The organism is Janthinobacterium sp. BCJ23 (assembly GCF_059617945.1).
Map to the genome: position 1 here is coordinate 66,295 of NZ_JCAQAW010000011.1, position 14,670 is coordinate 80,964.

A 14,670-nucleotide genomic window follows, 5' to 3' on the forward strand; every position below is an offset into this window, starting at 1 on the left:
GCGCCGTTGATTGCGGCATATCACATCACTACATTATTCAATATCAAGGACTTATCGTGACCACCACTCCAGAACTGATCCACGGCTATCTGTCGGCCGGCCTCGAATGCACGCACCTCGAAGTGGAGGGCGATGGCCAGCACTTCCAGGCCGTGATCGTCTCGCCCGCGTTTGCCGGCAAGCGTCTGATCCAGCGCCACCAGATCGTCTACGCGGCGCTGGGCGACCGCATGCGCGAGGAAATCCACGCGCTGTCGATGAAAACCCTGACACCTGAAGAATTCCAAGGATAAGCACATGGACAAGCTCCTCATCAACGGCGGCAACCGCCTGAACGGCGACATCGCCATCTCCGGCGCGAAAAACGCCGCCCTGCCCATCCTGTGCGCGGGTCTCCTGACCGCGGGCGACCTGGACCTGACCAACGTGCCGCACCTGCACGACGTGGCCACGATGTTGAAACTGCTGGGCCAGACGGGCCTGAAAGTGCGGCAGGACGGCGACCGCGTGGTGCTCAACGGCAGCGCCATCGACACCCTGGAAGCGCCGTATGAACTGGTGAAAACCATGCGCGCCTCGATCCTCGTGCTCGGTCCCATGCTGGCGCGCTTCGGCGAAGCCAAGGTCTCGCTGCCCGGCGGCTGCGCCATCGGATCGCGCCCCGTCGACCAGCACATCAAGGGCCTGGAAGCGCTGGGCGCCGAGATCCGCATCGAGGCGGGCTACATCTACGCCAAGTGCGCCAAGCTGAAAGGCGCGCGCATCGTCACCGACATGATCACCGTCACCGGCACCGAGAATTTGCTGATGGCCGCGACCCTGGCCGAAGGCGAGACCATCCTGGAAAACGCCGCCTGCGAACCGGAAGTGACGGACCTGGCCCATTTGCTGGTTGCCATGGGCGCGAAGATCGACGGCATCGGCACCAGCCGCCTGGTGATCCAGGGCGTGGACGCCCTGCACGGCGCCTCGCACGCGGTGATCGCCGACCGTATCGAAACGGGTACCTTCCTGTGCGCCGTGGCGGCCACCGGCGGCGATATCACCCTGCGCAACGTGCGCACCGATATCCTCGACTCTGCGCTCGACAAGCTGCGCGCCATGGGCCTGACGATGACCTTCGGCGCCGACTGGATCCGCGCCGAGATGTCGGCCCGCCCGAATCCCGTCAGCTTCCGCACGACGGAATACCCGGGCTTCCCGACCGACATGCAGGCGCAGTTCATGGCCGTGAACACGATCGCCAATGGCGCCAGCCGCGTCACCGAAACGATCTTCGAGAACCGCTTCATGCACGTGCAGGAAATGAACCGCCTGGGCGCCGACATCACCATCGAAGGCAACACGGCCATCATCGCCGGCGTCAAGCAGCTGCGCGGCGCGCCCGTGATGGCGACCGACCTGCGCGCGTCGGCGTCGCTGGTGATCGCGGCCCTGGCCGCCGATGGCGAAACGCTGATCGACCGCATCTATCACCTCGACCGCGGTTACGACCGCATGGAAGTGAAGCTGTCGGCCGTCGGCGCGAATATCGTACGCATCAAATAACAAGGAACGAGCATGAACGGATCGAACAACGGTGACAGCTCCCAGCTGATCCTGGCGCTGTCGAAAGGCCGCATTTTTGAGGACACCATGCCGCTGCTGGAAGCGGCCGGCATCAAGGTGCTGGAAAACCCGGAGACCTCGCGCAAGCTGATTTTGGCCACCAACGATCCGAACGTGCGCGTCATCATCGTGCGCGCCAGCGACGTGCCGACCTACGTGCAGTACGGCGCGGCCGATTTCGGCGTGGCGGGCAAGGATGTCTTGCTCGAACATGGCGGCGAAGGCCTGTACCAGCCGATCGACCTGAATATCGCCGCCTGCCGCATGTCGGTGGCGGTGCAGGCCGGTTTTGACTATGAAAAGGCCGTGCACCAGGGCGCGCGATTGCGCGTGGCCACCAAGTTCGTGCACACGGCGCGCGAACACTTCGCCGCCAAGGGCGTGCACGTCGACCTGATCAAGCTGTATGGCTCGATGGAGCTGGCGCCCCTGGTCGGCCTGTCCGACGCCATCGTCGACCTGGTCAGCACGGGCAGCACCCTGCGCGCGAACAACCTCGTCGAAGTCGAGCACATCATGGAAATTTCGTCGCGCCTGGTGGTCAACCAGGCCGCGCTCAAGCTCAAGCGCGAGCGCTTGCAGCCGATTATCGAGGCGTTTGAACGCGCCTCGCAAGCCTAGACTTATTCAGTAGCAGAAAGCCGATTATGCCGATACAGATACGCAAGCTCGATTCAAGCCAGGATGGTTTCCAACAATCGCTCGACACCTTGCTGGCGTTCGAGGCGGGTACCGATGCAGCGATTGAAACGTCGGTCGCAAAAATCCTGGCCGACGTGAAAACGCGCGGCGACGCCGCCGTACTGGAATACACGAACCGTTTCGACCGCATCCCGCATGGCGGCGCGGCGGAAATGGCGGCCTTCGATATTTCGCAAGCCGAATTGCAGGCGGCCCTGAACGGCTTGCCGTCGGCGCAGCGCGAAGCGCTGCAGATCGCCGCCCAGCGCATCCGCGCCTTCCACGAACGCCAACGCGAAGAATTGCGCGGCTTTACCTACACCGAGCCCGATGGCACGGTGCTGGGGCAGAAGATCACGCCGCTGGATCGGGTCGGCATCTACGTCCCGGGCGGCAAGGCCGCGTATCCGTCGTCCGTGCTGATGAACGCCATTCCCGCGCACGTGGCGGGCGTGGGCGAAATCATCATGGTGGTGCCGACGCCCGATGGCGTGAAAAACCAAATGGTGCTGGCCGCCGCCGCGATCGCCGGCGTGACGCGCGTGATCACGATCGGCGGCGCGCAAGCCGTCGGCGCACTGGCGTATGGAACACAGAGCATCACCGCCGTGGATAAAATCGTCGGTCCCGGCAACGCCTACGTGGCCGCCGCCAAGCGCCGCGTATTCGGCATCGTCGGCATCGACATGATCGCCGGGCCTTCCGAAATCCTCGTGCTGTGCGATGGCACGACGGACCCGGACTGGGTGGCCATGGACCTGTTTTCCCAGGCCGAGCACGACGAACTGGCGCAGGCGATTCTGCTGTGCCCGGACGCCGCTTACATCGCGCAAGTCGAAGAGAGCATCGCCAAGCTGCTGCCGACGATGCCGCGCCAGGCCACCATCAGCACCTCGCTGGCCGACCGCGGCGCCCTGATCAAGGTGCGCAGCATGGAAGAGGCGTGCGAGATCGCCAATGCCATCGCTGCGGAACACCTGGAAATCTCGGCGGAGAATCCGCAGCAGTGGGCCGAGCAGATCCGCCACGCGGGCGCCATGTTCCTCGGGCGCTTCTCGTCCGAATCGCTGGGCGACTATTGCTGCGGTCCCAATCACGTGCTGCCGACGTCGCGCACGGCGCGCTTTTCGTCGCCGCTGGGCGTGTACGACTTCCAGAAGCGCTCGTCCATCATTCACGTCAGTGAAGCGGGCGCGCAAACCCTGGGCCGTGTCGCCGCCACCCTGGCGTACGGTGAAGGCTTGCAGGCGCACGCGCGCAGCGCCGAACTGCGCCTGAAGCCGCAGCCATGACGAAGTTGGCGGAGCAGCCGGACTGGGTCAACCGGGTCTATTGCGAAAATGCGCTGGCGGGGCTGGCGCGCATTCCCGATGGCTCGGTGGACCTGATCCTGACGGATCCGCCGTACAACCTGGGCAAGGATTACGGCAATGCCTCGGACCAGCAGTCGGTGGCCGACTACCTGCGCTGGACGGAACAGTGGATCGATGCGGCGCTGCCCAAGCTGAAAGCCAACGGCAGCCTGTATATCTTCCTCACCTGGCGCTATTCGCCGGAGATCTTCGTCATGCTGAAACAGCGCATGGCGATGATGAATGAAATCATCTGGGACCGCCGCGTGCCGTCCATGGGCGGCAGCGTGCGCAGCTTTTCATCGGTGCACGACACCATCGGCTTCTTCGTCAAGCGCAAGGATTACTACTTCGACCTTGACGCGGTGCGCATCGCCTACGACGCGGCCACCAAGAAAGCCCGTTCGCGCTCGATCTTCATCGGCGCCAAATGGCTGGAAGTGGGCTACAACCCGAAAGACTTGTGGAGCGTGTCGCGCCTGCACAAGGAACACCCGGAACGGGCCGACCACCCGACGCAAAAGCCGCTCGAAATCATCGAGCGCATGGTCAAGGCGTCGTGCCCGCCCGGCGGCGTGGTGCTCGACCTGTTCATGGGCAGCGGCACCACGGCGCTGGCGGCGAAGCGCTGCGGGCGCGATTTTGTCGGCTTTGAATTGAACGCCGACTACTGCACCATCATCGAACAGCGATTGGCGGCGCTGACGCAGGAGCTGGCAGCACCGCCCGCGACCAAACCCGCCAAGGCGGCAGCGAAGAAACCGGCGGCGGCCAAAAAGCCGGCCGCCGTGAAGAAACCGCCCGCCGTGAAAAAAGCGCCGGCGCGCAAGGCGCGCAGCGCCGCCGTGCCGGAAGACGTCGTCATTTAGTCTCCATTTAATTTCATCAGGAGTGTTTGCAGCATGTCTTTCCTCGATCAGTTAATCAGCAACACCGTGCGCGCCGATGTGCGGGCCGTCAAAAGCTACCAGGTAGCCGATGCCAGCGGTTACATCAAACTCGATGCGATGGAAAACCCGTATCCGCTGCCGCCGCATCTGCGCGAGGAACTGGGCGCGCGCCTGGCCGGCGTGGTATTGAACCGCTATCCGCCGTCGTATGCCAGTCTGCAGGCGGCCATCTGTGCCAAGCTCGGCGTACCCGCCGGCTACGATGTCATGCTGGGCAACGGCTCCGATGAACTCATTTCCATCCTGGCCATGGCGTGCGCGCATCAGGAGCCGGGCAAGCGCGCCGTGCTGCTGGCGCCCGTTCCCGCCTTCGTCATGTATGCGCGCTCGGCGCAGTTTGCCGGCATGGATTTCGTCGGCGTGCCTTTGCAGGCCGATTTCAGCCTGGACATGCCGGCCATGCTGGCGGCCATCGAAGAACACCGCCCGGCGCTGGTCTTCCTCGCCTATCCGAACAACCCGACGGGCAACCTGTTTGCCAGCGCCGACATCGAGCGCATCCTCGCGGCGCTCGGCGACACGGGCATCGCCGTCGTCGACGAAGCGTATGAACCGTTCGCGCAGCACAGCTTCATGGGCCGCTTGCCCGAGTTCGAGAACCTGGTGGTGATGCGCACCGTGTCGAAACTGGGCCTGGCCGGCATCCGCCTCGGCTACATGTCGGCCGCGCCGGCCCTGCTGGCGCAATTCGAGAAAGTGCGCCCGCCGTACAATGTGAACGTGCTGACGCAGGCGGCGGCTGAATTCGCGCTCGATCACCTCGACGTATTGAATGCCCAGGCGGCCCTGCTCAACAGCGCGCGCGACGACCTGGCGCTGCGCCTGGCGCAGCTGCCCGGCGTGACGGTATTTCCCTCGAAGGCAAATTTTCTTCTGATTCGTGTGGCTGATTCCGACGATGTTTGCGCAAAACTGCTTGCCCGCCGGGTTTTAATTAAAAATATGAGTAAAATGCATGCTGCGTTGGCCAATTGCCTGCGCATCAGCGTCAGCACCCCGGAAGAAAATTCCCTTTTTTACGATGCCTTCAAGGCATCCCTCGTTTAGCCTACCGCCAGAGCCTCCCATGAACCGCACCGCAGAAATCACGCGCAATACCAATGAGACGCAAGTTCGCGTCGCCCTCAACCTCGATGGCACCGGCCAGCAAAAGCTGAACACTGGCGTGCCCTTCCTCGACCATATGCTGGATCAGATCGCCCGCCACGGCTTGATCGACCTCGATATCGAAGCGACGGGCGACGTGCATATCGACAACCACCATACAGTGGAAGACGTGGGCATCACCCTGGGCATGGCCGTGGCCAAGGCCATCGGTGACAAGAAGGGTATCCGCCGCTACGGCCATGCGTACGTGCCGCTGGACGAGGCGCTGTCGCGCGTGGTGCTCGATTTCTCGGGCCGCCCGGGCATCGAATACCACATCCCGTTTACGCGCGCCATGATCGCCGGCTTCGATGTCGACCTGACCCTGGAATTTTTCCGCGGCTTCGTCAACCATGCGGGCGTAACCTTGCATATCGACAACCTGCGCGGTACGAATGCCCACCATCAATGCGAAACCGTGTTCAAGGCCTTTGGCCGCGCGCTGCGCATGGCTGCCGAGCTCGATGAGCGCGCGGCCGGCATCATTCCATCGACCAAGGGCAGCCTGTAAGCGCCCGCGAACCACTGTAGATTCCGAGATCAAACATGAATAAAATTGTGGTGGTGGATTACGGCATGGGCAATTTGCGCTCGGTGGCGCAAGCGCTGCGTGCCGTGGCGCCGGAAGCCGACGTGCGCATTTCCGGATTGGCGCAAGACATCGACAGCGCCGACCGCATCGTCTTGCCGGGCCAGGGCGCCATGCCCGACTGCATGCGCAGCCTGCGCGAATCGGGCGTGCTCGAAGCGCTGCTGCGCGCCGCCGACAGCAAGCCCGTGCTGGGCGTGTGCATCGGTGAGCAAATGCTGTTCGACGGCAGCGAAGAGGGCGATGCGGCCGGTCTGGGCTTGCTGCCCGGCAAAGTCGTGCGTTTCCAGCTCGACGGCCAGGTGCAGGAAGACGGCTCGCGCTTCAAGGTGCCGCAAATGGGCTGGAACCAAGTACGGCAAACGGCGTCCCATGTCATGTGGGATGGTATCGCCGACAACGCCTATTTTTACTTTGTGCACAGCTATTTTGCTCAACCTCAAGAGGCGTTGCACACGGTGGGCGAGACTGTCTATGGTGCGCCGTTCGCTTGCGCCGTCGCCCGTGATAATATTTTCGCCACACAGTTCCACCCTGAAAAAAGTGCTGCCGCTGGCTTGCAGCTGTACAAGAACTTCGTTCACTGGCAACCTTAACGTTAGCTCTCCGGCTTTTTTTCCGCCCCTCACTCACTTTTAAATCACACTGACCATGCTGCTCATTCCCGCCATCGACCTGAAAGACGGTCACTGCGTACGCCTGAAACAAGGCGATATGGAACTTGCCACCGTATTTTCCGAAGACCCGGCCGACATGGCCCGCCATTGGCTGATGCAAGGCGCGCGCCGGCTGCATCTGGTCGACCTGAACGGCGCCTTTGCCGGCAAGCCGAAGAACGAGGGCGCCGTCAAGGCCATCCTGAAGGCCGTGCAGGATTTCGCCGTGGAAAACGACATCGAGGAAATCCCCGTGCAGCTGGGCGGCGGCATCCGCGACCTCGACACCATCGAGCGCTACCTCGACGCCGGCATCACCTACATCATCATCGGCACGGCGGCCGTGAAAAGCCCCGGCTTCCTGCATGACGCCTGCAGCGCTTTCCCCGGCCACATCATCGTCGGCCTCGATGCCAAGGATGGTAAAGTGGCAACGGATGGCTGGAGCAAGATGTCGGGTCACGAAGTGATCGACCTGGCGAAAAAATTCGAAGCCTACGGCGTCGAATCGATCATCTACACGGACATCGGCCGCGACGGCATGATGGGCGGCATCAATATCGACGCCACCGTCAAGCTGGCGCAAGCCGTCAAGATCCCCGTCATCGCCTCGGGCGGCCTGCACAATATCGGCGACGTGGAAGCGCTGTGCGCGGTCCAGGCCGAGGGCATCGAAGGCGTGATCTGCGGCCGTTCCATCTATGAAGGCACGATCGACCTGGCGCAGGCGCAAGAACGCGCCGACGAACTGACCGACGCCGCCGTTTAAGCCTGCCCGGCCGGGAGCGTGCCTGCGCACGCCCTGGCCTGGCGACAATCTGGATACCATCATGCTTGCAAAACGTATCATCCCCTGCCTCGACGTGACCAATGGCCGTGTCGTCAAAGGCGTCAATTTCACGGAATTGCGCGACGCCGGCGACCCGGTGGAAATCGCCCGCCGCTATGACGAGCAGGGCGCCGATGAAATCACTTTCCTCGACATTACCGCGTCCAGCGACAACCGCGGCCTAATCTTCGACATCATCGAAGCCGTCGCGTCGCAGGTGTTCATTCCGCTGACGGTGGGCGGCGGCGTGCGCGTGGTGGAAGACGTGCGCCGGCTGCTCAATGCGGGTGCCGACAAGGTCAGCATCAACACCTCGGCCGTGACGAATCCCCAGCTCGTGTACGAGGCGTCGCAAAAGCACGGCTCGCAATGCATCGTCGTCGCCATCGACGCCAAGCAGGTGTCGCCCGGCAAGTGGGAAGTGTTTACCCATGGCGGGCGCACCGCGACGGGCCTGGACGCGTTCGAATGGGCGCGTAAAATGGAAAGCCTGGGCGCCGGCGAGATCTTGCTCACCAGCATGGACCGCGACGGCACCAAAGTCGGCTTCGACCTGGGCCTGACGCGCGGCGTGTCCGACGCCGTCAGCATTCCCGTCATCGCCTCGGGCGGCGTGGGCGGCTTGCAGGACCTGGTCGATGGCATCAAGGTGGGCCGCGCGGATGCCGTGCTGGCCGCCAGCATTTTCCACTATGGCCAGCACACGGTGCAGGAAGCCAAGCGTTTCATGGCGCAGCAGGGCATCCCCATGCGCCTGGCGTAAAATCAGCAGGATAGAAGAACATGCAAAACGGAACCATCGTAGCAAGCAATGCCAAGTGGCTGAAAAAGGTCAAATGGGACGAGCACGGCCTCGTACCCGTGATCGCGCAGGAAGCGGGCAGCAATGACGTGCTGATGTTCGCCTGGATGAACCGCGACGCGCTGGCGCGCACGGTGGAGCTGGGCGAAGCCGTGTACTGGAGCCGTTCGCGCAAGAAATTGTGGCATAAAGGCGAAGAGTCGGGCCACACGCAAAAGGTGCTGGAAATCCGCCTCGATTGCGATGAAGACGTGGTCTTGCTGAAAATCGAGCAGGCGGGCGGCATCGCCTGCCATACGGGCCGCCATTCGTGTTTCTTCCAGAAATTCGAAGGCGACGAAAAAACGGGCGAATGGCAAGTCACCGACCCCGTCCTGAAAGACCCTGAGACGATTTACGCGGAAAGCAAGAGCAAATGAGTGAAACCCTGAAGCGCCTGGCCGCCGTGATCGAATCGCGCAAGCTGGCCAATGGCGGCGACCCCGCCACGTCGTATGTCGCGCGCCTGTTTGCCAAGGGCGATGATGCGATTTTGAAAAAAATCGGCGAAGAGGCCACGGAAACCGTGATGGCGGCCAAGGATGCGCGCCGCGACAACGACCCGTCGAAGGTCCTGTATGAATGCGCCGACCTGTGGTTCCACTCGCTGGTGATGCTGGCGCAGTTCGATCTGACGCCGCAGCAGGTACTCGACGAGCTGGCGCGCCGCGAAGGCTTGTCCGGCCTCGAGGAAAAGGCAGCGCGCAAGGATGAGCTGCGCGACGCCGGCGAAACAGACAAACACTGACCTACTGGAGCGTGCGTGGATAACTGTATTTTCTGCAAGATTGCTGCAAAACAAATTCCCTCGAGCATCGTGTATGAAGACGAGGACTTGCTGGCCTTCAAGGACATCAACCCGGCCGCCCCCGTGCACCTGCTGCTGATCCCGAAGCGCCACGTGGCCAGCCTGTCCGATTGCGACGATAGCCATACGGACATGCTGGGCAAGCTGCTGCGCCTGGCGCCGAAACTTGCTGCCGAGTTCGGTTGCGCCGTCACGTATGACGCCGATGGCGCGCCTGCCGGCGGCTTCAAGACCATGATCAACAGCGGCCCGAACGGCGGGCAAGAGGTGTATCACCTGCACATGCACGTGTACGGCGGTCCCCGTCCCTGGCGCGGGCAACACTGATTTCGCTGCGCGCCGGGTTCACGTGTATACTACCGGCATTGGTTGACGCTATTCGGGCACCGTCCCGCAAGGAGAATGTGATGGGTTCATTGAGTATTTGGCACTGGGTGATCGTTCTGGTCATTGTGATGCTGGTCTTCGGCACCAAGAAACTGGGCAATATCGGCGGTGATATCGGCAAGGCCGTCAAAGGCTTCAAGGATGGCGTCAAGGGCGAAGATGACGCCCCGGCAGCCAATACCCCTCCTGCTGCGCCATCGCAAGTGGCCGACAAAAGCACCATCGACGTCGAGACGAAAGAGAAAAGCAAGTCCTGATAGCGTGGCGGGGCGCTTGCCTCGTCCGGTAACGGCCCTTGTCCGCTTATGATCGATCTCGGTCTCTCTAAAATCGCCATCATCGGCGTGGTTGCGTTGATAGTCATCGGCCCTGAAAAGTTGCCGAGAGTGGCGCGCATGGCCGGTACCCTGTATGGCCGTGCGCAACGCTACCTGAACCAGGTGAAATCCGAAGTCTCGCGCGAAATTGAAATGGAAGAGCTGAAAAACCTGCAGAAGGAAGTGCAGGATGCGGCCCATTCCGTCAAGCAAAGCGTGGAGAAATCCATGCATGGCGTGGAAAACTCGATCTCCGGCAACCTGGCCGAGGTGGAAAACGCCTGGCGCGGCGATGCCAGTGCGTATGACGGGCATCACGATACCCATGAAGCCATGCTGCGTGCCACCAATGAAGACCTGGCCCGCAAGGCGCGCGAATTCCGCCGCAAGAAGCTGGTGCGCAATTCCGCCATCCCTGGCTGGTACAAGCAGCGCCATGGCGGCAAGCTGCACGTGCAGTCGGCGGCCGCCCGCGTGGCGCGCTTCCGTCCGCGCACCAGTTCCTCCTCCTTTTACTCATGAGTAGCAAATCCCCGGTGGAAGAAACTTTTATCTCGCATCTGGTCGAGCTGCGCAACCGCCTGGTCAAGGCGTCGATCGGCATCGCCGTCGTCTGCGCCGTGCTGTTCTATTGGCCCGGCCCCTCGCAGATCTACGATTTTATCGCGGCGCCGATGATCGCCTCGCTGCCGGCCGGCTCGAAAATGATCGCCACCGGCGTCATTTCACCGTTCCTCGTACCGATGAAAGTGACGTTGGTGATCGCCTTCATCGTCGCCTTGCCCTGGGTGCTGTACCAGATGTGGGCATTTATCGCCCCCGGCCTGTACACGCATGAAAAGCGCCTGATCGCGCCGCTGGTCATTTCGTCTTCCCTGCTGTTCATGTCTGGCGTGGCCTTCTGCTATTTCTTTGTGTTTGGCCGCGTCTTCCACTTCATCAGCGACTTTTCGCCATCGTCGATCGCCGTCACGCCCGATATCGAAAACTACCTCGATTTCGTCATGTCGATGTGCCTGGCCTTTGGCGCCACGTTCGAAGTGCCCGTAGTGGTGGTGATCCTCGTGCGCATGGGCATTGTTTCTATTGCGAAACTCAAGGAAGTGCGTCCCTACATCATCGTCGGCGCCTTCGTGATTGCCGCCATCGTCACGCCGCCGGACGTCGTCAGCCAGTTCTCGCTGGCCATCCCGATGTGTCTGCTGTTCGAGCTGGGCCTGCTGGTAGCGCCCATCTTCGTCAAGGCCACGCAGGCGCCGGAAGAAGCGTCCTAGACGGTTTGCAAGACGCGCAAGCAAAAGCCGCTGGCCTCCTTCGGGAGCAGCGGCTTTTTTATTGCCAGATCAGTTAGCAGGTGCTTACTGCAGCATCAGTTTGCTGAGGATGCCCAGATTGAGCAGGATCAGGGTGCTCATCATCCAGTACACGTGTTTCATGTCCGCGCCATGGCGCAAGTCCAGGCGTTCCAGGCGGGCGTCGAATTTGTGTTCCAAGGCGTCGAATTTAGTATCGAATTTGTGCTCCAGCGCATCGATCCTCGTATCGAGTTTCAGGTCCAGTGCATCGATCCGGGTATCGAGTCTGAGCTCCAGTGCATCGATCTTCAACTCCAGGGCGCCCACCTTGGCATCGACGTTGTGCGACACCAGCTTGATTTCCCCCAGCAGATTGCGCTCCAGCGCCGCCAGTTCGCCATGCACGACGACGGCCGAACCCAGTACGTCGCCCAGCGCCGTCGCATGGGCTTCCGCCTGCCGCGTGGGCACGCCGGCCGAGGCAAGGCGTTTGGCGTAATCGAAGGTGTCGAACTGGATGGGCATATGCATGGACGCTCCTGTATCCAGCCTAGCAGGAAAATCGGCAATTGCCAGTGAGGAGTGCGGTGGCGCCTGCCTTCCCGTCAGCGTAATGGACAGGCACGCCGGCGGTTTGCGGTGGCGCAAACGCATGCAAAAAGGGCGCCGCAGCGCCCTTTGCAAGGAGAGGATGCGTACGAGTTAATTCATCAGTTCCTTGATGACTTTCACGGGCGCGCTGCCGTAGCTGAGGAATTGCTCGTGGAAATCCTTCAGCACGAACTTGCTGCCCAGCGCTTGCTTGCGCTGTTCGCGCAAATCCATGATTTCGCTGTAGCCGCTGAAATAGCTGGTCAATTGCACCGAGCTCAGCTGCACACGGCGCCATTTTTCCTTGGCTTCACGCTGGGTCTGGAAGGCCTGGCGCGTCAGCAGGTCGAGCGCTTGCGCTTCCGTCATGCCCAGCACGTGCACGCTGTAGTCGAGGATGGTGTTGGTGACGCTGCGCAAGTTCCACTTCGAATACATCAGCCACATTTCCGGCGCGTTGTTGCCATAACCCGATTCGAGCATCATGCGCTCGCCATACACGGCCCAGCCTTCGATCATGGCGCCGTTGCCGAAGATGGACTTGACCAGGGACGGCGATTTGTTGGCATACACGAGCTGCGTGTAGTGGCCGGGGATGGCTTCGTGGATGTTCAGGATCTGCAAGATCCAGTGGTTGTATTCGCGCAAGCTGCTTTCCGCCTGTTCCGGCGTTTCGCCATCGAGCGGCGTCACGTTGTAATAGGTGCGGTCTTGCGGACGGTACGGGCCGGGCGCCTCGATACTGGCGCCGGCCACGCCGCGCTGGTAAGCGGGCGTTTCACGCACGACGAGGGGCTTTTTCGGGTCCATCGTCAGCAGGTTGTGACTGGTCACCCATTCCTGCAGCTCGGGAATCTGACGGCGGATTTCCGGCACGAAATCGGCGGCCGCCACGTGGTTGCTCGACAGCTTGTCGATCACCATGCCGATCTTCGCCGTGCGGTCCGCCGGCTTGGCCGTGTTGCCCATGGTTTTCACCCACAGCTCATCGGACAGGCTATCCATGTGTTCGAGCAGCTTTTCGCGCGCGGCCAGGGCTTTCTGGTACATCTGCTCGGCGCTCACGCTGGCCTGGATATCGTAGGCAAATTTCTGCTCATACAAATCTTTGCCGATACGGAAGGAGCGCGCATTGCCGTTCTGCGCCAGCGCCGCATCCTGTTCCGTCAGCCAGGCCGCATAGCCTTGCACGGCCGTGCGGGCCGCGGCGATGCGCGCGTTGTACAGCTGCTTTTCCGCCGGCGTCAGGATGGAACCCTGTGCCGTCTTGTTCAAGTCGTCAAGCACGCTGATCACCCCTGCGCTCTGTGCGATGGCCAGCTGCGTGTGTTCGCGCGTGGGGTTGACGATGCTGGCGCGCGCGGCCGCATAGTATTGCGGCACGGTGGCTATGCGCTTGAGCAAGGTGCGCAGGCGCTGCGGCTGGGCCGCATATTCCGTGTTCAGGATGAAGTCGATGGAACCGGCCACGTTGTACTGGGCGGGATTCCATTCGAATTCGCGGAAGGTGGTCAGATACCAGCGGTCCGATTGCAGTTTATTCGTCAGCAAGGCCAGGTCGGTACGTTGCTTGTCCGACATTTTGCCGGCATTGAGCTTGCCGAACTTGCCCAGCCATTCTTCGATGAAGGCCAGTTGCTTCTGGCGGCTGGCCGCGTCGGGAATGCTCAGGTTGGCGGCGCCATCGTACTTGCCGACGGAAATCGCGCTTTCCGGGTCCAGGCGCCACAGGGCCGTGAGGAACTGGCCGCTCAGGTTATTCATGGAGCGGTCGCTGCTGTTCTCGCTGGCGACGGCCGCGACCGTGGCTGCCGTTGCCGCCGTGACGACGGCTGCTTTCTTGGCGACGGTTTTCTTCTTGCTGCTGGTGCTGGCCTTGCCGTTTTTCTGCGGCTTTTTCGCGGCGCTGGCCGGTGTCAGGGTAAAAGCCATCATCAATGCGGCGAGCGCAACTTTATTTTTTATCAGCATAGTTTATCTCTTGAATATTTTGTCGTTTGCCCTCATCAGAAAATAATAAACTGATAATATAAGTAACAAACAACTATTGAAAGGTTGGCCTTGCTTGTCTGGGCGGCCCAAAGATTAGCACTAATTGCCCCTGCGGCGCTAGACGACGATGGCGCTGCCGTGCAGCAGCTCCTGGTGGCGCGCATTGATGGCCGCCACAGCATCCTTGCCGCGCGCCATGCCGGTGGCGTGGATTTCTGTTTCCTGCGTGTAGCGCTGGCTGACGCGCACCGTGTAGGACTGGAACAGCCAGCTCCAGAAGTTCGTTTCATAGACGGCTTCATCCATGTCGCGCCATTTGACGCCCGTCAGTTTCTTTTTCCACGGCAAGATACCGGACGCCAGCCACACGCCCGCCTCATCGTAGTACAGCTGATAGCTGCGTATCGTCAGCAGGCGGTAGCCGACGATCAGGGCCGAACCGACCAGCACGATGAAGGCGGCGCGCGTGTTGTACTTGAAGGCCAGCGGCAGGGCGGCAAAAAACAGCAGCACGGCAATGAGGAAGGTGCTGACGTAGGCGGTCCAGGATTTGCCGCACAAAAAGGTGGCGCGCTGGCCGGCGCTGGTGGCGATATAGTCGGTCATGGCGTGGGAGAGCAACAGGAAA

19 protein-coding genes are annotated in these 14,670 nt (G+C 61.6%); 16 read left to right on the forward strand and 3 right to left on the reverse strand.

Features of this window, described 5'->3' with window-relative positions; all coding sequences use genetic code 11:
• Nucleotides 1-56 precede the first annotated feature (56 nt).
• From AC54AG_RS25705 to tatC, 16 genes are all read left to right on the forward strand, one after another.
• Nucleotides 57-293 (forward strand): BolA family protein, encoded by a 237-nt coding sequence (locus AC54AG_RS25705; protein WP_034753824.1) that lies wholly within the window; start codon nucleotides 57-59, stop codon nucleotides 291-293.
• A gap of 4 nt (nucleotides 294-297) precedes the next feature.
• Entirely contained in the window at nucleotides 298-1,548 is a 1,251-nt protein-coding gene (murA, locus tag AC54AG_RS25710) for a UDP-N-acetylglucosamine 1-carboxyvinyltransferase (protein WP_034753826.1), read from the forward strand.
• A gap of 12 nt (nucleotides 1,549-1,560) precedes the next feature.
• The gene (hisG, locus tag AC54AG_RS25715) at nucleotides 1,561-2,229 is read left to right on the forward strand and encodes an ATP phosphoribosyltransferase (RefSeq protein ID WP_034753828.1); all 669 of its coding nucleotides are present in this window, start codon (nucleotides 1,561-1,563) and stop codon (nucleotides 2,227-2,229) included.
• A gap of 26 nt (nucleotides 2,230-2,255) precedes the next feature.
• Nucleotides 2,256-3,581, forward strand: a complete 1,326-nt coding sequence (gene hisD / locus AC54AG_RS25720; protein WP_496632125.1) for a histidinol dehydrogenase — start codon at nucleotides 2,256-2,258, stop codon at nucleotides 3,579-3,581.
• Nucleotides 3,578-4,510 carry a DNA-methyltransferase gene (locus AC54AG_RS25725; protein WP_496632127.1) on the forward strand — a complete coding sequence of 311 codons (933 nt, stop codon included), beginning with the start codon at nucleotides 3,578-3,580 and terminating at the stop codon, nucleotides 4,508-4,510. The genes hisD and AC54AG_RS25725 overlap by 4 nt, the downstream gene beginning before the upstream one ends.
• A gap of 33 nt (nucleotides 4,511-4,543) precedes the next feature.
• Nucleotides 4,544-5,638 (forward strand): histidinol-phosphate transaminase, encoded by a 1,095-nt coding sequence (gene hisC / locus AC54AG_RS25730; protein WP_219329346.1) that lies wholly within the window; start codon nucleotides 4,544-4,546, stop codon nucleotides 5,636-5,638.
• Between the two features lie 19 nt (nucleotides 5,639-5,657).
• Nucleotides 5,658-6,248 (forward strand): imidazoleglycerol-phosphate dehydratase HisB, encoded by a 591-nt coding sequence (gene hisB, locus AC54AG_RS25735; RefSeq protein ID WP_010402123.1) that lies wholly within the window; start codon nucleotides 5,658-5,660, stop codon nucleotides 6,246-6,248.
• Nucleotides 6,249-6,283: 35 nt separating this feature from the next.
• Nucleotides 6,284-6,922, forward strand: coding sequence for an imidazole glycerol phosphate synthase subunit HisH (gene hisH, locus AC54AG_RS25740; protein WP_072457435.1), 639 nt, complete (start codon nucleotides 6,284-6,286; stop codon nucleotides 6,920-6,922).
• A gap of 55 nt (nucleotides 6,923-6,977) precedes the next feature.
• Nucleotides 6,978-7,751, forward strand: a complete 774-nt coding sequence (gene hisA, locus AC54AG_RS25745) for a 1-(5-phosphoribosyl)-5-[(5-phosphoribosylamino)methylideneamino]imidazole-4-carboxamide isomerase (protein WP_034753842.1) — start codon at nucleotides 6,978-6,980, stop codon at nucleotides 7,749-7,751.
• 61 nt (nucleotides 7,752-7,812) lie between these two features.
• Nucleotides 7,813-8,574: an imidazole glycerol phosphate synthase subunit HisF gene (hisF, locus tag AC54AG_RS25750; RefSeq protein ID WP_034753845.1), complete on the forward strand. Its 762-nt coding sequence runs from the start codon at nucleotides 7,813-7,815 to the stop codon at nucleotides 8,572-8,574.
• 20 nt (nucleotides 8,575-8,594) lie between these two features.
• Nucleotides 8,595-9,032: a phosphoribosyl-AMP cyclohydrolase gene (hisI, locus tag AC54AG_RS25755; protein ID WP_034753847.1), complete on the forward strand. Its 438-nt coding sequence runs from the start codon at nucleotides 8,595-8,597 to the stop codon at nucleotides 9,030-9,032.
• Nucleotides 9,029-9,400, forward strand: a complete 372-nt coding sequence (locus AC54AG_RS25760) for a phosphoribosyl-ATP diphosphatase (RefSeq protein ID WP_034753849.1) — start codon at nucleotides 9,029-9,031, stop codon at nucleotides 9,398-9,400. The genes hisI and AC54AG_RS25760 overlap by 4 nt, the downstream gene beginning before the upstream one ends.
• A 15-nt stretch (nucleotides 9,401-9,415) precedes the next feature.
• Nucleotides 9,416-9,787 carry a histidine triad nucleotide-binding protein gene (locus tag AC54AG_RS25765; RefSeq protein WP_072457432.1) on the forward strand — a complete coding sequence of 124 codons (372 nt, stop codon included), beginning with the start codon at nucleotides 9,416-9,418 and terminating at the stop codon, nucleotides 9,785-9,787.
• An 80-nt stretch (nucleotides 9,788-9,867) separates the two neighbouring features.
• Nucleotides 9,868-10,104, forward strand: coding sequence for a Sec-independent protein translocase subunit TatA (gene tatA / locus AC54AG_RS25770; RefSeq protein ID WP_034753854.1), 237 nt, complete (start codon nucleotides 9,868-9,870; stop codon nucleotides 10,102-10,104).
• Nucleotides 10,105-10,152: 48 nt separating this feature from the next.
• Nucleotides 10,153-10,686 (forward strand): Sec-independent protein translocase protein TatB, encoded by a 534-nt coding sequence (gene tatB / locus AC54AG_RS25775; protein ID WP_496632132.1) that lies wholly within the window; start codon nucleotides 10,153-10,155, stop codon nucleotides 10,684-10,686.
• Nucleotides 10,683-11,438 carry a twin-arginine translocase subunit TatC gene (gene tatC, locus AC54AG_RS25780; protein WP_319993532.1) on the forward strand — a complete coding sequence of 252 codons (756 nt, stop codon included), beginning with the start codon at nucleotides 10,683-10,685 and terminating at the stop codon, nucleotides 11,436-11,438. The genes tatB and tatC overlap by 4 nt, the downstream gene beginning before the upstream one ends.
• Before the next feature lie 84 nt (nucleotides 11,439-11,522).
• Here tatC and AC54AG_RS25785 read toward each other — a convergent pair whose 3' ends face one another.
• From AC54AG_RS25785 to AC54AG_RS25795, 3 genes are all read right to left on the reverse strand, one after another.
• The gene (locus tag AC54AG_RS25785; RefSeq protein ID WP_496632134.1) at nucleotides 11,523-11,990 is read right to left on the reverse strand and encodes a hypothetical protein; all 468 of its coding nucleotides are present in this window, start codon (nucleotides 11,988-11,990) and stop codon (nucleotides 11,523-11,525) included.
• 171 nt (nucleotides 11,991-12,161) lie between these two features.
• A complete protein-coding gene (locus AC54AG_RS25790) occupies nucleotides 12,162-14,018 on the reverse strand; it encodes a DUF885 domain-containing protein (protein WP_496632288.1) in 1,857 nt (618 codons plus the stop codon).
• Between the two features lie 141 nt (nucleotides 14,019-14,159).
• Nucleotides 14,160-14,648 carry a hypothetical protein gene (locus AC54AG_RS25795; RefSeq protein WP_070303742.1) on the reverse strand — a complete coding sequence of 163 codons (489 nt, stop codon included), beginning with the start codon at nucleotides 14,646-14,648 and terminating at the stop codon, nucleotides 14,160-14,162.
• Nucleotides 14,649-14,670 lie beyond the last annotated feature (22 nt).